This is a genomic window from Nonomuraea terrae (assembly GCF_044465245.1).
Classification (GTDB): domain Bacteria; phylum Actinomycetota; class Actinomycetes; order Streptosporangiales; family Streptosporangiaceae; genus Nonomuraea; species Nonomuraea terrae.
This window is the reverse complement of sequence record NZ_JBITLL010000002.1, coordinates 1,224,035-1,243,807: the sequence shown is the minus strand read 5'-3', so window position 1 is coordinate 1,243,807 and position 19,773 is coordinate 1,224,035. Positions and strand designations below refer to the sequence as shown.

Sequence of the window (19,773 nt, the reverse complement as noted above, 5' to 3'; positions counted from 1 at the left end):
TCAAGCCTCCTGTACGGCTTCGAGCAAACGCGCGACTCCCGCCGCGCGGTCGGTCAAATGCAGGCGTACGGCCGGACGCCCGCGCGTCTCCAGCGCCCCCAGGTCGCCGAGCGCCTGGGCCAGCTGCAGCCGGCCCAGCGTGTACGGCCGACCGGGGACCGCGACGTCCTCGGCCACTTCCCCTGTGATCTGCAGGAACACGCCGTTCTGCGGCCCGCTCTTGTGGTACTGCCCGGTCGCGTGCAGGAACCGGGGCGCCCACCCGAAGGTGACCGGCCGGTCGGTGCGCAGCGCGAGCAGCGCCCGCAGCGTGGCGGCGTCGGCCATCATCCAGGCGTCGGTCATGTGCTCGAAGTCGGCGCCGTCGGGCACCGGCGCGTCGAACGCGGCCAGCCGGTCGAGGTAGGCCATGACCGCCAGGTAGCCGTCGCGGGGGATGGCGTGCAGCACCTCGGCGAACAGCCCCGGCAGGTCGGTGGCCCGCACCGCGCCGTACACCTCGACCGGCCCGTCGGTGAACGCCGGAGCGCCGGCCGGCAGGTCGGGCAGGGTCAGCAGCTCGGTGGTGTTGGCCTTCGACTCGGCCACCTCGGGCTGATCGAAGGGGTTGACCTCCAGCAGCAGCGCGGCGATCGCGGTCGCGTATTCCCAGACGAGGAACTGCGCGCCCAGCGGGCCGTCCACGCGCACGTCGCCGACGTCGGACTCGATCGCGACGACCAGCTCGTCACCGGTCCCGTTGGGGTCGGCGGCGACGACGGGCAGGATGCCCCTGCCCTGCTTGCCGGTGGACTCGGCGACGAGCTGCTCGATCCAGCCGGGCAGCCCGTTGATGGCCGAGAGCTGGTCCTCGAGCACGAGCTTGTCGCGACCGGCCAGCGCCGCGCCGCCGAGCGCGGCGCCCAGGTCGAGGCCGGGGTTGCCGGTGTCACGCGACAGCAGCGGCAGCACCTGCCCGGCCTCGTCGAGCAGGCGCTCCACGTCGGCGCCCGCCAGCGCGGCCGGCACCAGCCCGTACGCCGACAGCGCCGCGTAGCGGCCGCCCACCGGCGGCACGTCGGGCCGGGCGGTGACGAGGGCGTAGCCGGCCTCGACGGCCCGCTTCTCCAGCGGCGATCCCGGGTCGGTGACCACCACGAAGCGCCCGGCCGGGTCGATGCCGGCCTCGGCGAAGGCGGCCTCGTAGACGCGCAGCAGGGCGTCGGTCTCGACGGTGGTGCCGCTCTTGCTCGCCACCACCACGACGGTGTCGTCCAGTTGCTCGGCCAAGGCCCGGCGGACCTGCGCCGGGTCGGTGGTGTCGAGCACGGTGAGCGGCACGTCGCAGGTGTCGCAGATGACCTCGGCGGCCAGCGCGGAGCCGCCCATCCCGGCCAGTACGACGTTCGTCAGCCCCGCGGCGCGGGTGCGACCCGCGAGCCGGCCCAGCTCGGGCAGCAGCTCGCGGGAGGAGCGGGGCAGCGCCAGCCAGCCGAGGCCGGCCGCCGCCTCCGCCTCGGCGTCCTCGCCCCACAACGTGGGGTCGCCCCCGGCGAGCCGCGCGGGCACGCCGTGGGCGGTGAGACGCCCCGCGACGGAGGAGGCGGCGGAGGCCACCTCCTCCTCGCGGTAGGAGACCTCCATCACGGAACCAGGTTCTTGGTGACGCTCTCGAGCAGCTCGTTCCAGGACGCCTCGAACTTCTCCACGCCCTCGTCCTCCAGCACCTTGACCACGTCGTCGTAGTCGATGCCGGCCTCCTTGAGCGCGGCCATGGTGTTCCAGGCCTGCTCGTAGAAGGGGCGGATGGTGTCGCCCGTGACGTTGGCGTGGTCGCCGGTCGCGTCGAGCGTCTTCTCCGGCATCGTGTTGACGGTGCCGGGCGCCACGAGCTGGTCGACGTAGAGGGTGTCGGGGTACTCCGGGTTCTTCACACCGGTCGAGGCCCACAGCGGCCGCTGCGGACGGGCGCCCGCCGAGCGCAGGCGCTGCCAGCGCTCGGAGTTCATCACGTCCTCGAACGCCGCGTACGCCAGGCGCGCGTTGGCCACGCCCGCCTTGCCCTTCAGGTCGGTCTTGCCCAGCTTGTCGAGCCGCTTGTCGATCTCGGTGTCGACGCGGCTGACGAAGAACGAGGCCACCGACTCGATCGTGGCCAGGTTGAGTCCCTTGGCCTGCGCGGCCTCCAGACCGGCCAGCCAGGCGTCCATGACCGCGCGGTAGCGCTCGAGGGAGAAGATCAGCGTGACGTTGACGCTGATGCCCTCCGACAGCGCCTGCGTGATCGCGGGCAGCCCCTCCACCGTGGCCGGGATCTTGATGAACAGGTTGGGCCGGTCGACCAGCCACCACAGCGCCCTGGCCTCGGCGATCGTCTTCTCGCTGTCACGGGCCAGGCGCGGGTCGACCTCCAGCGACACGCGGCCGTCCACGCCGCTGGTGGCGTCGTAGACCGGGCGCAGCACGTCGGCGGCCCAGCGGATGTCGTAGGTGGTGATGGAACGCACGGCCTCGCCCACGTCGACGCCGCGTACGGCCAGGTCGTGGAGCTGGGCGTCGTACGCGTCGCCCTTGCTGAGGGCGCTGGCGAAGATCGTCGGGTTGGAGGTGACCCCGACGACGTTCTTCTCGCGGATCAGCTGTTCGAGGTTGCCGCTGCGCAGGCGCTCACGGCTGATGTCATCGAGCCAGATGGCAACGCCCTGGCCGGACAGCTTCTTGAGGATCTCGCTCATCTCTTCTTCAGTTTCCCGTCGTCTCGCCCTTGTCCTGGCCCAGCTTGGCCAGGCTCGCCTTGGCCGCCGCCGCCACCCTCTCCGGCGTCAGCCCGAACTGCTCGTACAACGTCCTGTACGGCGCCGAGGCACCGAAGTGTTCGAGGCTGACCACTTCGCCGCACTCGCCGACGTACTGGTGCCAGCCGAGCGCGACGCCCGCCTCGACCGCCACCCGGGCCCGGATCGACGAGGGCAGAACCGTCTGCTTATATGCCGATTCCTGCCCGTTGAACCACTCGACACACGGCATCGACACCACGCGCGTCGGGATGCCCTGCGCCTCCAGCAGATCGCGGCCCTCGACCGCGATCTGCACCTCGCTGCCCGTGGCCATGAGGATCACCCGCGGCTGGCCGTCGGACGCCTCGCGCAGCACGTAGCCGCCGTGGGCCACGCCGTCGGCGCTGGTGCCCTCGTAGACGGGGAGGTTCTGCCGGGTCAGCGCCAGCGCGGCCGGCCGGTCGGTGTGCTCCAGCACGGCCTTCCACGCGTACGCCGTCTCGTTGGCGTCGGCCGGGCGGACCACGTCGAGGCCGGGGATCGCGCGCAGCGCCCACAGGTGCTCGATCGGCTGGTGGGTGGGGCCGTCCTCGCCGAGGCCGATGGAGTCGTGCGTCCACACGTACGTGACCGGCAGCTTCATGAGCGCGGCCAGCCGCACCGACGGGCGCATGTAGTCGGAGAAGACCAGGAACGTGCCGCCGTACGGGCGGGTGCCGCCGTGCAGGGCGATGCCGTTCAGGATGGCGCCCATGGCGTGCTCGCGGATGCCGAAGTGCAGGGTGCGGCCGTAGCGGTTACCCGGGAAGTCCTTCGTCTGGTACTCCTCCGGGATGAACGACGGCTCGCCCTTCATCGTGGTGTTGTTGGACTCCGCCAGGTCGGCCGAGCCGCCCCACAGCTCGGGCAGCACCGGCGCGAGCGCGCTGAGCACCTCGCCGGAGGCCTTGCGGGTGGCCATCGAGGTGCCGGTCTCGAACGACGGCAGCGCCTTGGCCCAGCCGTTGGGCAGCACCCGGTGGGAGATGCGGTCGAGCTCGTCGGCGCGCTCCGGGTTGGCCAGGCGCCACTCGGCGTAGCCCTTCTCCCATTCGGCGTGCAGCGTGCGGCCGCGCTGGGCGATGCCGCGGGCGTGCTTGAGCACCTCGTCCGGCACGTGGAAGGTCTGGCCCGGGTCCATGCCGAGGACTTCCTTGGTGGCGGCGACCTCCGCCTCGCCCAGGGCCGATCCATGGATCTTTCCGGTGTTCTGCTTGTTGGGCGCGGGCCAGCCGATGATCGTGCGCAGCCGGATGAACGACGGCCGGTCGGTCTCGGACTTGGCCGCCATCAGCGCGTCGTAGAGGGCCTGGACGTCTTCGGTGTACTCGCCGGTGGCGGTCCAGTCGACGCTCTGGGTGTGCCAGCCGTAGGCCTCGTAGCGGGCGACCACGTCCTCCGACTTGGCGATCAGGGTGTCGTCCTCGATGGAGATGTGGTTGTCGTCGTAGATGACGACGAGGTTGCCCAGCTTCTGGTGACCGGCGAGGGCGCTGGCCTCGTGGCTGATGCCCTCCTCGATGTCGCCGTCGCTGACGAAGCACCAGATGTGGTGGTCGAACGGCGAGGCGCCGGGCGCGGCGTCGGGGTCGAACAGGCCGCGCTCGCGGCGGGCCGCCATGGCCATGCCGACCGCGTTGCCGAGGCCCTGGCCGAGCGGGCCGGTCGTGGTCTCGACGCCGGCCGTGTGGCCGTGCTCGGGGTGACCGGGCGTGAGGCTGTCCCACTGGCGCAGCCGCCGCAGGTCGTCGAGCGTCAGGCCGTAGCCGGACAGGTACAGCTGGAGGTACAGGGTCAGGCTGGTGTGGCCGCACGACAGCACGAACCGGTCGCGCCCCAGCCAGTTGGGGTCGGTCGGGTCGTGGCGCATCACGCGCTGGAAGAGCAGGTATGCGGCGGGAGCCAGGCTCATCGCGGTGCCGGGGTGACCCGAGCCCGCTTTCTCCACTGCGTCCATCGCCAGTGCTCGAACGACGTCGACCGCCTTCTTGTCGAGGTCGGTCCATTCAAGGGCTGGCACGAGTTCGGTGCTCAAGCTCGATCTCCGGAGTCTAGTTGTCATTGGTATGTACCGGTTGGCTATCCCGCCCACACCGGACCTTAACCGAGCGGAGCCTGCCGGCGATTCCCATCCCACCCTTGCGGTTCCATGGGGGCTCAAGCCCCCCATTGGCCGGACCGGCCGCCCCTGCGACTACAGTTTGGTTGTTCGCAGAGGCGCCACGGCGCCCACCCATGGATCCGCTCTAATCAGAGGTTACGCGTTGACTCCGCACAGGCTGGAAGCGCCTTGACGGTGCTGACCAACAGGCAGGCGACGGCCCCCTCACCGCAGACGGGGCCGCCGCGCACGATCGGCACGGTCGTGAAGGCCTACATCGCGCTCACCAAGCCGCGGATCATCGAGCTGCTGCTGATCACGACGCTGCCGGTCATGTTCCTCGCGGCCGGCGGCCTGCCCCCGCTGTGGACGTCTCTCGCCGTCATGGTCTTCGGCACCCTGTCGGCCGGCAGCGCCAACGCCCTCAACTGTTACGTCGACCGCGACATCGACCAGAAGATGCGCCGCACCCGGCGCCGCCCGCTGGCCCGCCACCAGGTCTCGCCGCGCGGCGCGCTGGTTTTCGGTATCGTGCTCGGAATTTTGTCCACCGTTGGGCTGTGGGTCACCACCAACTGGCTCGCGGCGCTGCTGTCGGCCGGCGCGATCCTGTTCTACGTGCTCGTCTACTCGATGATCCTCAAGCGGCGCACGGCCCAGAACATCGTGTGGGGCGGCATCGCGGGCTGCATGCCGGTGATGATCGGCTGGGCGGGCATCACCGAGCGGCTCGACTGGGCGCCGCTGGTGCTCTTCGGCGTGGTGTTCTTCTGGACGCCGCCGCACACCTGGACCCTCGCCATGCGCTACAAGGAGGACTACGCGGCGGCCAAGGTGCCGATGTTGCCCGTCGTGGCCACCGAGCGGCGGGTCGTCCTGGAGTCCATCGCCTACACCTGGGCCACCGTGCTCTGCTCGCTGGCGCTGTGGCCGGTGGCCGGCACGACGTTGTTCTACCCCGTCGTCGCAGCCGTGCTGGGCGCGATGTGCCTGTGGGAGGTCCACCGCCTGCTGGGCCGGCTCAACGCCGGCAAGAGCGGCGTCGACCTGCGTCCCATGCGCTTCTTCCACTGGTCCAACGCCTACCTCGCGCTGCTGTTCCTGGCCGTGGCCATCGACCCGCTGCTGTCCTGACCTGCCGCCCCATGTGGTCGCCCGTGTGGTCGCCCGTGTGTCCGCCCGGTGGCCGTGGGGTGTCCGGCTGGTGTCCGCCTGGTCGGCGTTCCGCCACCCTGATCCGTTAAAGTCACCCTATGGCGACCCGTGATCCACGCTGGGTGTTGAAGGACCGCCCCTCGTTCGCGTTGATCATCGGGCTGGTCCTCACCGGCATCTGCGCGCTCGTCTCGTTCTCCTTCGACGTGTTCGTCAACGGCGCTCCGGTGCAGTTCTTCATCGCGCTCATGCTGGCGCTGGCGCCGGTGCCGTTGCTGCTGGCCCTGGTGCTGGCGCTCGACCGCCTGGAGCCCGAGCCGCGCAGCAATCTGATCTTCGCCTTCGCGTGGGGCGCGGGCGTCGCCGTGCTCGTCGCCGGTGTGATCAACTCGCTCAACCTGCACTACATCACCGACACCGCCAAGCTGTCGGAGGCCAGTGCCCGCAACATCGCGGCCACCTTCGGCGCGCCCGTGGTGGAGGAGACGATGAAGGGCCTGGTGCTGCTGGGCCTGCTGAGGTTCCGGCGGGCCGAGCTCGACGGGCCGACCGACGGCGTCATCTACGCCAGCATGGTCGGCCTCGGCTTCGCCATGAGTGAGAACGTCAGCTACTACATCGCGGCCCTGTCCACCTCGGGCGTCAAGGGCCTGGCGGTCACCGTGGTGCTGCGCGGCATCCTGTCGCCGCTGGCGCACCCGCTGTTCAGCTCCATGATCGGGGTCGGCGTCGCGTACGCGGCCCGGCGCGGCGGCTCCGACCGGGTGCCGTACGTGCTGGCGGGCTGGTCGGGGGCGATGATCCTGCACGGACTGTGGAACGGCCTGGCCTCCTACGGCGGCTTCCCCGGGCTCGTGGTGGCCTACCTGGCGCTGCTGGTGGTGCTGGTCGTGCTCGTCGGCGTGGTCTTCCGCGACCGGCGGCGCATCGTGGCCCTCATCCAGCGCTACCTGCCGCCGTACGAGCCGACGAAGCTCGTCACCGAGGCCGACATCTACATGTTGTCGGCCTTCGCCCGGCGCCGCCAGGCCCGCCAGTGGGCCAGGGCCCACGGCGGCAAGCGGGGCCTGCGCGCGATGCGCGACTACCAGCTGGCCGCCACCGAGCTCGGTCTGCTGCACGAGCGCGCGGCCCGTCACATGGTGGACGAGCACGCCTTCCACGAGGAGCAGCGGGCCCTGCTGGAGTGCATGAGCACGGCCCGCGCCGACTTCCCGGTGCCGAGCCCGCACGCCCGCTCGGTGGCCAGGGGCTCACCGCCGCCCGGCTACGCGCCCGGCGCTCCCGGCTGACCTCAGTGCCGGTCTCAGCGCCGGTCTCTGTGCCGGTCTCTGTGCCGGTCTGTCTAGCGCTGGGCGAGGATCCGGGAGAGCGAGACCTCGCGCGGCCCTGGGAAGACCGGGTCCGACCCGAGGACCACCGCGTCGGCGAACGCCTTTCCGGTGGCGAGCAACTCCCGGGCGGCGTAGGCGTACGTCGTGGCGGCCCAGTGGCGTGCGGAGTCGTCACCGGCCCCGAACGCCGCCAGCCCGGCCGTCCGGCACAGCGTCACGGCCCTGGGCAGGTGGAACTCCTGGGTCACCACGGTCACCCGCTCGGCCCCGAACACCTCGCGCGCCCGTACGCACGAGTCCCAGGTGTCGAAGCCCGCGTAGTCGAGCACCATCACCGCGTCGGGCACGCCCTTGGCGCGCAGGTAGTCGCGCATGGCGGTCGGCTCGTCGTAGTCCGGGCGGCTGTTGTCGCCCGACAGCAGCAGCGCCCGCACCTTGCCGGCGTGGTAGAGGTCGGCGGCGATGTCGAGCCTGCCGGCCAGCATGGGGGTGGGGCGGCCGGCGTACAGGCCGGCTCCGAGCACGAGCGCGGCCTGTGCCTCGGGCACCCGCGCGAGCCACCCCGCGCCCTCGGCCGTCACCCGGTGCGCCGAGCTGCCCAGCCAGGCCCACGTCATGGGCGCCAGGGCCAGCACGCTGAGCAGCACCAGCCCCTGGTACGCGCGGCGCAGCGCCTTCCGAGAGGGGCGGACTTTTCCTCGCAAATCGCACCCCTTCCGGGCCGGGGGAGTGGCGGATCTATCGCCACATACCCTGGCATATCCACTCAGGCGACGGCGGCTGCTTCGGTGGGGGAGTGGTCGACGGGGAAGGGCTCGGGCTCGCGCGTGCGCAGCGAGGTCGTGGCCCGCAGCACGGAGATCCAGACCAGCGTGGAGCCGAGGACGTGGAGCAGGACCAGCATGGCCGGCACGGCCAGGAACCACTGCGTGTAGCCGATCACGCCCTGGGCCAGCTCGACCGCCAGCGCCGCACCGGCCGCTCTCCTGGCCGCCCGCGGCGCGCCGCCGACGTGCAGCGCGAACAGCAGCGCGAACGTCAGACCCACCACCAGGTAGGCGACGTCGGCGTGCAGCCGGGCCATCGCCTCGATGTCGAGGTCGAAGCGCGAGGCCATCTCGTCGCCGGAGTGCGGCCCCGTGCCGCTGACCACCACGCCCGCCACCACCAGCGCGAACGTCGCGGCGACCAGCACGTGGCCGAGCCTGCGGACGTCGCGGTGGACCACCCGCCGCAGGGGGCCGTCGCCCTCGCCCGCCCGGACGTAGAGCAGCCAGCAGGCGGAGATCAGCCCGACCGAGAAGACGAAGTGCATGCCGACCGTGAACGGGTTGAGCAGTGTGTTGACCACCACCCCGCCCCACAGCGCCTGCAGCACGATGCCCGCGGGCTGCAACCAGGCCAGCCTCAGCAGCGAGCGCCGGCGCGGCGCGAGCCGGAGTGCGGCGATCACGCAGGCGGCGCCCACGGCCAGCACCAGGAACGTCAGCAGCCGGTTGCCGAACTCGACCGCCATGTTGATCATTGAGACTTCGGGGTGCGCGACCGGGATGAAGCTGTCCGGCGTGCACCTCGGCCAGGTCGGGCAACCGAGGCCGGAACCGGTGACACGGACACCGGCGCCGGTCACGGCGATGCCCGCGTTGACGACCACGGACGCCATCGCCCAGCCACGCATCGACCGCGTCGTGGGCGCCCACAACGACCGCAGGAGGCGCACGAGAGGGTTGACAGAGTCCGAGGGTAGCTTCACGGCATCGATGGTACGGGCCGTGGTGCCCGGTCCCGCCACCGGGAACGGGCTTCTCAAGCGTATAAGTATGTGACATATTACCGAAGGGAGGTGACGATGTCCGACGTGATCGTGGTCGGCGCCGGAGTCGTGGGGGCCGCCTGTGCCTACTACGCCGCGCGCGCGGGCCTCGACGTGACCGTGGTCGACCGGGGGCCGGTGGCCGGCGGCACCACGGGTTCGGGCGAGGGCAACGTCCTGGTGTCCGACAAGGAGCCCGGGCCGGAGCTGGAGCTCGCCATGCTCTCCAACGGGCTGTGGCGGGCGCTGGCCGAGCACGGCGGGTTCGAGTTCGAGCCCAAGGGCGGCCTCGTGGTCGCCGAGACCGACGAGATCCAGCGCCGGCTCACCGAGCTGGCGGGCAAGCAAGGCGTCGAGCACGCCATGGTGAGCGGCTCCGAGCTGCGCGACTACGAGCCGCACCTGGCCGAAGGGCTGGCCGGCGGCGTCTACTACCCGCAGGACGCGCAGGTCCAGCCCATGCTGGCCGCCGCGAGCCTGCTGCGCCACGGCGCCGAGAGCTTCGGGCGCGGCACGCTGCGGCTGCGGCTCGGCGTCACCGTGACCGGCGTCCTGCGCTCGGGCGGCCGCGTGACGGGCGTGCGCACCTCCCAGGGCGACGTGCTCGGCGACGCCGTGGTCAACGCGGCCGGCACGTGGGGCGGTGAGATCGCCGCGCTGGCCGGCGTCGAGCTGCCGATCCTGCCCAGGCGCGGCTTCATCCTCGTCACCGAGCCCCTGCGCGAGCCGCTCATCCGGCACAAGGTCTACACCGCCGCCTACGTGACGAACGTCGCCAGCGACTCCGCCGGCCTGGAGACCTCGGCCGTCGTCGAGGGCACGCCCGCCGGCACCGTGCTCATCGGGGCCAGCAGGGAGCGGGTCGGCTTCGACCGCACGACGTCGGTGCCGGTGCTGGCGCGGCTGGCCGAGCAGGCCGTCGCGCTCTTCCCCGCGCTGCGCGAGGTGCGCGCCATCCGCTCCTACTGCGGCTTCCGGCCGTACTGCCCCGACCACCTGCCCGTCATCGGCGCCGACCCGCGCGTGCCGGGGCTCTATCACGCGTGCGGGCACGAGGGCGCGGGCATCGGGCTCGCGCCGGCGACCGGGCACCTGCTCGCCCAGCTCCTCACCGGTGAGCGGCCCGACCTCGACCTGCGTCCCTTCCGCCCCGACCGCTTCTCCGAGGAGGCCGCGTGACCTTCCACATCACCGTCGACGGCCGGCCGGTGCCGGTCGTGCCGGGCCAGAGCATCGGCGCGGCGCTGCACGCCGCCGGGGTGCGGTCCTGGCGCACGACCCGTTTCGGCGGGCGGCCGCGCGGGCTGTTCTGCGGGATCGGGGTCTGCTTCGACTGCCTGATCTCGGTCAACGGGCGGCCGCCCGAACGCGCCTGCCTGCTGGAGGCCGAGCCGGGCGACGAGGTGACGACGGCATGACGGGCGCACCGTACGATCTCGTGGTGGTCGGCGGCGGGCCCGCCGGGGTGGCGGGCGCGCTCACGGCGGCGCTGGCCGGGCTGCGCGTGGCGCTGCTCGACTCCGGCGCGCGCCTCGGCGGCCAGTACTTCCGGCACGCGGCCGTCCCGGAGCGGGAGCCCGGGCTCGACCGGTTCCTGCTGCAGGCCCGCCTGCTCGACGGGCGGGCCGACGTGCTGACGCGCCACCAGGTGTGGAACGTCTCCCGCGAGCCCGGCGGCGACCTCACCGTGCACGCTCTGACGCGCGACTCCTCCGGCGAGCGGCCGGTGACGCTGCGGGCGCGCAGGCTGCTGATCGCCACCGGCGCCCACGATCGCCCGCTGCCGTTCCCCGGCTGGGACCTGCCCGGGGTGCTCACCGCCGGGGGCGCGCAGGCGCTGCTCAAGGGCGGCGGGGTGCTCGCCGGCCGGCGCGTCGTGATCTCCGGCACCGGGCCGTTCCTGCTGCCGGTCGCCTCCGGGCTCGCCGGGGCCGGGGCGGCGGTGCTCGGCGTGTACGAGGCCAACGGCGGCCTCGGCCTGGCCCGCCACCCGCTGCTGGCCCTGGGCAAGGCCGGCGAGGCCGCCGCGTACGCCGCCGCGCTGGCCCGCCACCGCGTGCCGTACCGGACACGTCACGCGGTGATCGCGGCGCACGGCGAGCGCGAGGTGGAGGCCGTCACCGTGGCCCGCCTCGACCCCGACTGGAACGTTCTGTCCACCCGGATCGTCGGCTGCGACACGCTCGCCGTCGGCTACGGGTTCGTGCCGCAGATCGAGCTCGGCACGCAGCTCGGCTGCGAGACGCGTGGCGACCCCGACGGCAGCCCCGTGCTGCGCGTCGACGCCGCCCAGCGCACCAGCGTCCCCGGCGTCTGGGCCGCGGGCGAGCCCACCGGTGTGGCCGGCTGGCGGCAGGCCGAGGTGGAGGGCCGCATCGCGGGCCGCGCCGTCGTGAGCGAAGCCCGCCCGGTCGCCCGCCGCGGTCCCGACGGTGTGCTCCTGCGGCGGCGCAGGCAGTGGCGGGCGTTCGGCGAGGCGCTGCAGCGCGCCTACCCGGTGCGGCCCGGCTGGCAGAGCTGGCTGCGCGACGACACGCTGGTGTGCCGGTGCGAGGAGGTGCCGCTCGCCCGCGTCCGCGAGGCGCTGGAGCTCGGCGCCACCGACGCGCGCTCCGTCAAGCTGCTGGCCCGCCCCGGCATGGGGTGGTGCCAGGGCCGCGTCTGCGGCTACGCCGTATCCTGCCTGGCCGGGGAGGCGCCCCGGCCGCCCCGCAGGCCCGTCGCCCAGCCGGTCACCCTCGGCGCCCTCGCCGAGGCCGCCGCAGAAGATTCGCCCGATGATGCCGCCCGATGACATGGAGGACTCCCTGATGGAACACCGCAGCAAGCCCTGGCAGGGCGTCATGGTCGCCACGGCGCTGCCCCTGCGCGAGGACCTGTCCGTCGACTTCGACGCCTACGCCGAGCACTGCGGCTGGCTGGTCGACAACGGCTGCGACGGCGTGGTGCCCAACGGCTCGCTCGGCGAGTACCAGACGCTCCTCCCGGAGGAGCGCGCCAAGGTCATCGAGACCGCCGTCGCGGCCGTCGGCGGCCGCAACGTGATGGCCGGGGTCGGCGCGTACGGCGCCGCCGAGTCGCGCCGCTGGGCCGAGCAGGCGCGCGAGGCCGGTTGCGGCTCGGTGCTGCTGCTGCCGCCCAACGCCTACCGGGCCGACGAGCGGGCGGTCATCGCCCACTACCGCGAGGTGGCCAAGGCCGGCGTGCCGATCGTGGCCTACAACAACCCCTACGACACCAAGGTGGACCTGACCCCCGCGCTGCTGGCCAAGCTGCACGAGGAGGGGCTGATCGTGGCGATCAAGGAGTTCAGCGGCGACGTGCGGCGCGCGTACGAGCTGGCCGAGCTCGCGCCCGGGCTGGACCTGCTGGTCGGCTCCGACGACGTGCTGCTCGAACTGGCCGTGGCCGGGGCGGTCGGCTGGATCGCCGGCTACCCGAACGCGCTGCCCGCCTCCAACGTCGCCCTCTACCGCGCCGCGGTCGCCCGCGACCTGGAGACCGCGCTGCCGCTCTACCGCACCCTGCACCCGCTGCTGCGCTGGGACTCCAAGACCGAGTTCGTCCAGGCGATCAAGCTGTCCATGGACCTCGCCGGCCGCCACGGCGGCCCCTGCCGGCAACCGCGGCAGCCGCTGACCGACGAGCAGGCCACCGTCATCCGCGCGGCGACCGAGAAGGCGCTCGCGGAGGGCCTCAGATGAGGACCAAACGGGTCTTCCACGCCGTCGACTCCCACACCGAGGGCATGCCGACCCGCGTCATCACCGGCGGCATCGGGGTGATCCCCGGCGCCAGCATGGCCGAGCGCCGGGTGTACTTCCGCGACCACCTCGACCACATCCGCACCCTGCTGATGACCGAGCCGCGCGGCCACTCGGCCATGAGCGGGGCCGTCCTGCAGCCGCCCACCCGGCCCGACGCGGACTTCGGCGTGCTGTTCATCGAGGTGTCCGGGCTGCTGCCGATGTGCGGCCACGGCACCATCGGCGTGGCCACCGTGCTGGTCGAGACCGGCATGGTGGAGGTCGTCGAGCCGGTCACGACCGTGCGCCTGGAGGTGCCGGCCGGGCTGGTGGAGGTCGACGTGGCCGTCGAGGACGGCCAGGCGATGTCGGTGACGCTGCGCAACGTGCCCTCCTACTGCGACCGGCTGGACGCCTCCGTGAAGGTGCCGGGCTTCGGCGAGATCCCGTACGACCTGGCCTACGGCGGCAACTTCTACGCCGTCGTCGACCTCGACCGCTACGGCCTGCCGTTCGACCGCAAGGCCAAGAACGAGATCATCGCGGCCGGCCTGGCGACCATGGAGGCGATCAACGCCGCCGACGAGCCCGTGCACCGCGAGGACGACCGCATCCGCGGCTGTCACCACGTGTACTTCACCGCCCCCGGCTCCGACGCCCACCACTCGCGGCACGCCATGGCCATCCACCCCGGCTGGTTCGACCGCTCGCCCTGCGGCACCGGCACCAGCGCTCGCATGGCGCAGCTGCACGCCCGCGGCGAGCTGCCGCTCGGCCGCGACTTCGTCAACGAGTCGTTCATCGGCACCCGGTTCATCGGCCGGCTGCTGGAGGAGACGACCGTGGGCGGCGGCACCGCGGTCCTGCCGTCGATCAACGGGCGGGCCTGGATCACCGGCACCGCCCAGTATTTCCTCGACCCCCGCGACCCGTTCCCGGCGGGGTTCGAGCTGTGAGCGAGCGTAGCCGGTGAACCAGCAGCATCACGATCACGGCGCCGGCGCGGCCGGCGCCGTGATCACCACCGTCGACTACCACACCGGTGGCGAGCCGTTCCGGATCGTCACCGGCGGGGTGCCCGAGATCCCCGGCTCCGACGTGCTCTCCCGCCGTGGCGCCGCCATGGAGCGCCTCGACGACGTGCGGCGGCTGCTCTGCCACGAGCCGCGCGGCCACGCCGACATGTACGGCTGCTTCCTCGTCCCGCCGGACGACCCGGGGGCCCGCCTCGGGGCGCTGTTCTGGCACAAGGACGGCTTCTCGACGGCCTGCGGGCACGGCACCATCGCGCTGGGCGCGTACGCGGTGCACGAGGGGCTGGTCGAGGCCGACCCCGACGGCGAGACGGACGTGGTGATCGACGTGCCGTCCGGCCGCGTCACGGCCCGCGTGCGCCGCGCCGGCGGCAGGGTGCGCGGGGTGACCTTCGTCAGCGTCCCGTCGTACGTCATCGCCCGCGGCGTGCCGGCCGGCGGGGTGAAGACCGACCTCGCCTACGGGGGAGCCATCTACGCCTCGGTGCCGGCCGCGGCACTGGGGCTGTCGGTGGAGCCCCGGCACCTGACCGAGCTCATCGCGTACGCCCGCCGCATCAAGGCCGACCTGGCCGGCCACCCGGCCTCCCGGCATCCCGCCGACGAGCGGCTGTCCGGCGTCTACGGCGTGATCTTCTACGACGAGCTGCCCGACGCGGGCGACGCGGCGTGCCAGCGCAACGTCACGGTGTTCGCCGACGGCGAGGTGGACCGCTCGCCCTGCGGGTCCGGCACCGCCGCCCGGCTCGCGCTGCTGCACGACGAAGGGCTGCGCCGGCCGCTGCTCCACACGAGCATCGTGGGCAGCGAGTTCCGCGCGCGGGTGGCCGAGGTCACCGGGGACGGGGTCGTCCCGGAGATCGAGGGCATGGCGTACCGCACCGGGCGGCACGCCTTCGAACTCGACCCCGACGATCCGATCGGAACGGGGTTCACCCTGCGATGAGCGCGCTGCCGTATCTCGACGCCGCCACCGTGGAGCGGCTGGTGCCGATGGAGCGGGCCGTGGACGTGCTGGAGGACGCCCTGCGCGCCGGGCTCGACCCGGAGGCCACGCCGCAGCGGCCGATCGTGGACGTGCCCGCCGGGCAGCTCCTGCTCATGCCCGCGGCCACGGGCCGGTACGCCGGCGTCAAGGCCGTCACCATCGCCCCCGCCAACTCCGAGCGCGGGCTGCCCCGGATCCAGGGGACGTACCTGCTGTTCGACGGGGAGAGCCTGGCGCCGCTGGCCGTGCTCGACGGCATCGCGCTCACCTCCCTGCGCACGCCCGCCGTCTCCGCGCTCGCCGTCCGGCACCTGGCCGAGCCGGACGCGCGGCGGCTGGTGGTCTTCGGCAGCGGCCCGCAGGCGTGGGGGCACGTCCTGGCCCTGCGCGCGGTGCGGCCGGTGCGGGACGTGACGGTCGTCGGCCGCGACCTGGACCGTGCGGAGGCGCTGGCCGCCCGCTGCCGCGATCTCGGACTGACGGCACGAGGGCTCACGAGCGCCGCGGCGGGCCCCGTGGCCGAAGCGGTGGCAGGAGCCGTGGCGGGGGCCGACCTGGTCGCCTGCTGCACGACGGCCAGGGAGCCGCTCTTCCCCGGTGAGCTCGTCCGCGACGGCGCCACCGTCGTGGCCGTCGGCTCGCACGAGCCCGACGCCCGGGAGCTCGGCGACGACCTCGTCGCCCGCGCCACGGTGGTCGTCGAGGCGAGGACGGCCGCCCTGGAAGAGGCTGGAGACGTCATCGTCGCGATCCGCCGGGGTACGATCACCTCCCGTCATCTCGCCGGAGACCTCGCCGATCTGATCGCCGGAAGAGTGGTCGCCGGCCCGGGGCCGCGCGTGTTCAAGAGCACGGGCATGGCATGGGAGGACCTCGTGGTCGCGGCTGCCGCTTACGAGGCGTGGACGTAGGAAGGGATGGGCGGATGGCTGCCGACGACCGGCTCGACCTGCCGATGGTGGGGGAGCGGCAGAGCCTGCGCGAGCAGGTCGCGCACGCGCTGCGCGCCGCGCTGATCACCGGGGAGATGCGGCCCGGGGTGGTCTACTCCGCTCCCGTGCTGGCCGCCCAGTTCGGGGTCTCGGCCACGCCGGTCCGCGAGGCCATGCTCGACCTGGCCAAGGAGGGCCTGGTCGAGGCCGTGCGCAACAAGGGCTTCCGGGTCACCGAGCTGTCCGACCGCGATCTCGACGAGCTCACCGAGATCCGCCAGCTCATCGAGGTGCCCACCGTGGCCAGGCTGGCCGACCGCTCGCGCGCCGAGGAGTTCGAACGCCTCAGGCCGGTAGCCGAGGAGATCGTCGCGGCCGGCGAGCGCGGCGACCTGCTCGCCTACGTCGACGCCGACCTGCGCTTCCATGTCGAGCTGCTGGCACTGTCGGGCAACGTCCACCTGGTGGAGGTGGTGCGTGACCTGCGCAACCGGGCCCGCCTCTACGGCCTGTCGCAGCTGTCCGAGCGCGGCACGCTGACCGACTCCGCTCGTGAGCACCTGGCGCTGCTGGACGCGCTCAAGGACGGCGACGCCGAGGCCGTCGGGCGGATCATGACCGAGCACATCGGGCACGTACGCGGCATCTGGGCTGAACACTGAGGAAAAGTTCGGATATTCGGGGATCGTCGGCTCCCCGATGGCGGTAATCTCGGAGCGGAACGGCCGAGTGACGCCGCGCGAGAGCGCCGGCGGTCCCACCGTCCCGGTCACCCCTTCCCCAGGTGGTGGCTTCGTGCCTGGTCACGCGGACACCCGCATTCCGCTGACCGTCGCAGGGCTCGGCACAACCCCGCCCACCGAGCCGAGCCCTCCGCCGCGCGCCCGAGACCCCATCCCAACGGGCGCGCGGCGGCTCCGGGAGCTACTGGCGCCGCGACGTGCGGGTCGAGCCCAGGCTGGCCGCCACGATGCACAGGATCGCCGCCCACTGCTGCACGTGCAGCACCTCGCTCAGCACCAGCAGCCCGATCAGCGCCGCCACGGCCGGCTCCACGCTCATGAGGATGCCGAACACGTGCTTGGGCATCCGCCGCAGCGCCTGCAGCTCCAGCGAGTACGGGATCACCGACGACAGCAGCCCGACCCCCAGCCCGATGAGCAGCAGCTCCGGCTGCAGCAGGTCGGTCCCGCCGGTCGTGACGCCGACCGGGGCGATGACCACGACCGAGACGATCATCGCGAACGACAGCCCTGTCGTCCCGGGGAAGCGCTGCCCGGCGGCGGCCGACAACAGGATGTAGCCGGCCCAGCAGACCCCGGCCAGCAGCGCGAACCCGATGCCGATCCAGCTCACCGACGCCGACTCCGACCACGGGGCCAGCATCACCACGCCCGCCGCCGCGAGCGCCACCCACAGCAGGTCGATCCGGCGCCGCGAGGCCGCCACCGCCACGCCCAGCGGCCCGAGGAACTCGATCGCCACCGCGATGCCCATCGGCAGCCGCGACAGGGCCTCGTAGAAGGTCAGGTTCATCAGGGCGAGCGTCACGCCGAAGGCGAGCCCCACCGCCCAGGAGCCCCGGGAGAGCCCTCTGAGCCGGGGCCGCGCGACGGCCCCCATGATGAGCGCCCCGGCCGCGATGCGCAGGAACACCACGGCGCTCGGCGGCAGCGCCGCGAACAGCTCCTTGGCGAAACCGGCGCCCAGCTGCACCGAGAAGATCGCCAGCAGCACGAGCCCGGCGGGCGGGATCGAGTCCGCGGCGCTGCGCAGCGGGTTGCCCGGCAGGCGCCGGTCACCCGGGAGTGCGTCGTCGTAGGAGGTCACAGGGCTCCTTGTAGGAATGCGCGTCAACCGTCCGAGCCTACTGACCCCGCCCAAAGTGGCGGCCTTTAAGGTAGTCCTACTGCCAAATTGATCATTTTTTCGGACAAATGGACGTAATGAAGCCATCCCCCGTGAGCCTCACCCGACCGCCGCCGGCTCTCGCCGTGGCCTCGTTCGTCAGCGCCTTCGACCGCTTCGCCGTCAGCCCCATGCTCGTGCTCATCGCGGCCGACCTCGGCGTCTCGCTGTCGGCCTCGGTCGCCGCCGCCAGCGGCTACTACCTCGCCTACGGGCTGACGCAGCCGCTGTGGGGCGTGCTGTCCGACCGGTTCGGCCGGGTGCGGGTGATGCGCTTCGCCCTGTACGGCGCGGCCCTGGCGGGAGCCGTCTCGGCCCTGATGCCGGCGCTCGCCGCCCTGGTGGTGGCCCGCGTCGTGACGGGCGCGTGCTTCGGCGCCGTCATCCCCACGAGCCTGACGTACGTGGGCGACACCGTGCGGTCCGCCGTACGCCAGCGGGCGCTCACCGACCTGATGGCCGCCACCGCCCTCGGCACCGCCGTGGCCACGGGCCTCGGCGGCGTGCTCGCCGGCCTGGTCGACTGGCGGGTGGCCTTCACCGTGCCGGCCGCGTGCGCCCTGGTGTGCGCGCTGGCGCTGCGCACGCTGCCCGAGCCGCCCCGCCACGAGGGCGCCGGTCACGGGGTGGCCCGTTACCTCGGTCTGGTGCTCGGGCACCGGTGGGCGCTGCTGGTGTTCGCGCTGGCCTTCACCGAGGGGGCGATCATGCTCGGCACCATGCCGTTCCTGGCCACCGCGCTGCAGCACGACGGGCTGGCCGCCGCCGTGGCGGGCCTGGCCATCACCGCGTACGGGCTCGGGCTGTGGGCGTTCTCCCGGCTGGTCAAGCGGCTGTCCGGCCGCTGGCCCGCCCCCGCGCTCATGCTCGCCGGCGGCAGCCAGCTGTGCGCCGGGTTCGCCCTGGTGAGCGTGCACGTCAGCGTCCCGGCGGTGGTCGTCACCGCGCTGCTGCTGGGCGGCGGCTACTCGTTCCTGCACTCCTCGTTGCAGAACTGGGCGACCTCGGTCGTGCCCGAGGCGAGGGGGACGACCATCGCGTTCTTCGCCTGCGCGCTGTTCACCGGCAGCGCCATCGCCTCGTGGGCGGCCGGCCCCCTGGCCGAGCACGGCAGGTACGGGCTGTTGTTCGGTATCGCGGCGGTGGCCGCGGTGCCGCTGACCGCGGTCGCCGTGCTCACCCGGCACCGCTACGGCACGCAGCCCGGCTGAGCCCTCACTCCCAGCGGGCCGTCACTCCCAGCGGGCCGTCACTCCCAGCGGAACGTCCGCGAGACCAGCCCCAGCGACAGCACCGCCCAGACGGCCAGCACGGCCAGCGGCACCAGCGGCAGCCCCGCGCCCTGGGCCAGCACCGAGCGCAGCCCGCCGGTCAGCGCCGAGATGGGCAGCAGCTCCAGCACCGGCCGCACCGACTCGGGGAACTTCGACAGCGGGAACACCACCCCGCCCGCGCCCAGCAGCACCAGGTAGACCAGGTTGGCCGCGGCCAGCGTGGCCTCCGCGCGCAGCGTGCCGGCCATGAGCAGCCCCAGCCCGGTGAAGGCGGCCGTGCCGACCACGACGAGCAGCGCCGCGCCCAGGAACGACCCCTGCGGCCGCCATCCCAGCGCGAGGCCCACGACCACGATCACCGCGGCCTGGATGGCCTCCACGCCCACCACCGCCGTCGTCTTGGCGAGCATGAGCCCGCTCCTGGACAGCGGGGTCGCGCCCAGCCGCTTGAGCACGCCGTAGCGGCGCTCGAACCCGGTCGCGATGGCCTGCCCGGTGAACGCCGTGGACATCACCGCCAGCGCCAGCACGCCGGGCACCAGGAAGTCGACCCGCCGGCCGCCGCCGACGTCGATCAGCGGCGCGAGGGAGAACCCGGCCAGCAGCAGCACCGGGATGACCAGCGTGAGCAGCAGCTGCTCGCCGTTGCGCAGCATCGCGCGCAGCTCGGCGCCCGCCTGGGCGGCCACCATG

Annotated in this window: 18 protein-coding genes; 11 read left to right on the top strand and 7 right to left on the bottom strand. The window is 73.0% G+C overall.

Annotated elements, in window-relative coordinates; translation table 11 throughout:
- The 3 genes from ACIBP6_RS12195 to tkt are packed head-to-tail and all read right to left on the bottom strand — an operon-like array spanning nucleotide 1 to nucleotide 4,857.
- On the bottom strand, nucleotides 1-1,623 hold the full coding sequence (locus ACIBP6_RS12195; protein WP_397051525.1) for a glucose-6-phosphate isomerase: 1,623 nt from the start codon (nucleotides 1,621-1,623) through the stop codon (nucleotides 1-3).
- Nucleotides 1,623-2,714 carry a transaldolase gene (tal, locus tag ACIBP6_RS12190; RefSeq protein ID WP_397051386.1) on the bottom strand — a complete coding sequence of 364 codons (1,092 nt, stop codon included), beginning with the start codon at nucleotides 2,712-2,714 and terminating at the stop codon, nucleotides 1,623-1,625. The genes ACIBP6_RS12195 and tal overlap by 1 nt, the downstream gene beginning before the upstream one ends.
- A gap of 7 nt (nucleotides 2,715-2,721) precedes the next feature.
- Nucleotides 2,722-4,857 (bottom strand): transketolase, encoded by a 2,136-nt coding sequence (tkt, locus tag ACIBP6_RS12185; protein WP_397051384.1) that lies wholly within the window; start codon nucleotides 4,855-4,857, stop codon nucleotides 2,722-2,724.
- 228 nt (nucleotides 4,858-5,085) lie between these two features.
- Between tkt and ACIBP6_RS12180 the strand changes: the two genes are divergently transcribed.
- Both ACIBP6_RS12180 and ACIBP6_RS12175 read left to right on the top strand, forming a co-directional pair.
- Nucleotides 5,086-6,030 (top strand): heme o synthase, encoded by a 945-nt coding sequence (locus tag ACIBP6_RS12180; RefSeq protein WP_397051382.1) that lies wholly within the window; start codon nucleotides 5,086-5,088, stop codon nucleotides 6,028-6,030.
- A gap of 119 nt (nucleotides 6,031-6,149) precedes the next feature.
- Complete coding sequence (locus tag ACIBP6_RS12175) at nucleotides 6,150-7,343, top strand: PrsW family intramembrane metalloprotease (protein WP_397051380.1); 1,194 nt, start codon at nucleotides 6,150-6,152, stop codon at nucleotides 7,341-7,343.
- Nucleotides 7,344-7,396: 53 nt separating this feature from the next.
- Here ACIBP6_RS12175 and ACIBP6_RS12170 read toward each other — a convergent pair whose 3' ends face one another.
- The gene (locus tag ACIBP6_RS12170; protein ID WP_397051378.1) at nucleotides 7,397-8,089 is read right to left on the bottom strand and encodes a vancomycin high temperature exclusion protein; all 693 of its coding nucleotides are present in this window, start codon (nucleotides 8,087-8,089) and stop codon (nucleotides 7,397-7,399) included.
- Between the two features lie 62 nt (nucleotides 8,090-8,151).
- On the bottom strand, nucleotides 8,152-9,138 hold the full coding sequence (locus tag ACIBP6_RS12165; RefSeq protein ID WP_397051376.1) for a heme A synthase: 987 nt from the start codon (nucleotides 9,136-9,138) through the stop codon (nucleotides 8,152-8,154).
- A gap of 96 nt (nucleotides 9,139-9,234) precedes the next feature.
- Between ACIBP6_RS12165 and ACIBP6_RS12160 the strand changes: the two genes are divergently transcribed.
- Genes ACIBP6_RS12160 through ACIBP6_RS12125 form a run of 8 tightly spaced genes read left to right on the top strand, consistent with a single transcriptional unit; the run spans nucleotide 9,235 to nucleotide 16,560 of the window.
- Nucleotides 9,235-10,377, top strand: coding sequence for an NAD(P)/FAD-dependent oxidoreductase (locus ACIBP6_RS12160; RefSeq protein WP_397051374.1), 1,143 nt, complete (start codon nucleotides 9,235-9,237; stop codon nucleotides 10,375-10,377).
- Nucleotides 10,374-10,616, top strand: a complete 243-nt coding sequence (locus ACIBP6_RS12155) for a (2Fe-2S)-binding protein (RefSeq protein ID WP_132614937.1) — start codon at nucleotides 10,374-10,376, stop codon at nucleotides 10,614-10,616. Before ACIBP6_RS12160 ends, ACIBP6_RS12155 begins: the two co-directional genes overlap by 4 nt.
- Nucleotides 10,613-11,992, top strand: coding sequence for an NAD(P)/FAD-dependent oxidoreductase (locus ACIBP6_RS12150; protein ID WP_397051372.1), 1,380 nt, complete (start codon nucleotides 10,613-10,615; stop codon nucleotides 11,990-11,992). The genes ACIBP6_RS12155 and ACIBP6_RS12150 overlap by 4 nt, the downstream gene beginning before the upstream one ends.
- Complete coding sequence (locus ACIBP6_RS12145; protein ID WP_397051370.1) at nucleotides 11,976-12,902, top strand: dihydrodipicolinate synthase family protein; 927 nt, start codon at nucleotides 11,976-11,978, stop codon at nucleotides 12,900-12,902. Before ACIBP6_RS12150 ends, ACIBP6_RS12145 begins: the two co-directional genes overlap by 17 nt.
- A complete protein-coding gene (locus tag ACIBP6_RS12140; RefSeq protein WP_397051368.1) occupies nucleotides 12,899-13,900 on the top strand; it encodes a proline racemase family protein in 1,002 nt (333 codons plus the stop codon). Before ACIBP6_RS12145 ends, ACIBP6_RS12140 begins: the two co-directional genes overlap by 4 nt.
- A 13-nt stretch (nucleotides 13,901-13,913) precedes the next feature.
- Nucleotides 13,914-14,924, top strand: a complete 1,011-nt coding sequence (locus ACIBP6_RS12135; protein WP_397051366.1) for a proline racemase family protein — start codon at nucleotides 13,914-13,916, stop codon at nucleotides 14,922-14,924.
- Nucleotides 14,921-15,877 (top strand): ornithine cyclodeaminase family protein, encoded by a 957-nt coding sequence (locus ACIBP6_RS12130; RefSeq protein WP_397051364.1) that lies wholly within the window; start codon nucleotides 14,921-14,923, stop codon nucleotides 15,875-15,877. The genes ACIBP6_RS12135 and ACIBP6_RS12130 overlap by 4 nt, the downstream gene beginning before the upstream one ends.
- Before the next feature lie 14 nt (nucleotides 15,878-15,891).
- Nucleotides 15,892-16,560 carry a GntR family transcriptional regulator gene (locus ACIBP6_RS12125; protein WP_397051362.1) on the top strand — a complete coding sequence of 223 codons (669 nt, stop codon included), beginning with the start codon at nucleotides 15,892-15,894 and terminating at the stop codon, nucleotides 16,558-16,560.
- A gap of 262 nt (nucleotides 16,561-16,822) precedes the next feature.
- On the opposite strand, the gene ACIBP6_RS12120 is transcribed toward ACIBP6_RS12125, so the two are convergent.
- The gene (locus tag ACIBP6_RS12120; RefSeq protein ID WP_397051360.1) at nucleotides 16,823-17,728 is read right to left on the bottom strand and encodes an EamA family transporter; all 906 of its coding nucleotides are present in this window, start codon (nucleotides 17,726-17,728) and stop codon (nucleotides 16,823-16,825) included.
- Between the two features lie 131 nt (nucleotides 17,729-17,859).
- On the opposite strand from ACIBP6_RS12120, the gene ACIBP6_RS12115 reads away from it, so the two are divergent.
- Nucleotides 17,860-19,017: an MFS transporter gene (locus tag ACIBP6_RS12115; protein WP_397051358.1), complete on the top strand. Its 1,158-nt coding sequence runs from the start codon at nucleotides 17,860-17,862 to the stop codon at nucleotides 19,015-19,017.
- 38 nt (nucleotides 19,018-19,055) lie between these two features.
- Here ACIBP6_RS12115 and ACIBP6_RS12110 read toward each other — a convergent pair whose 3' ends face one another.
- Complete coding sequence (locus ACIBP6_RS12110) at nucleotides 19,056-19,772, bottom strand: ABC transporter permease (RefSeq protein WP_132614969.1); 717 nt, start codon at nucleotides 19,770-19,772, stop codon at nucleotides 19,056-19,058.
- Nucleotide 19,773: the final 1 nt, after the last annotated feature.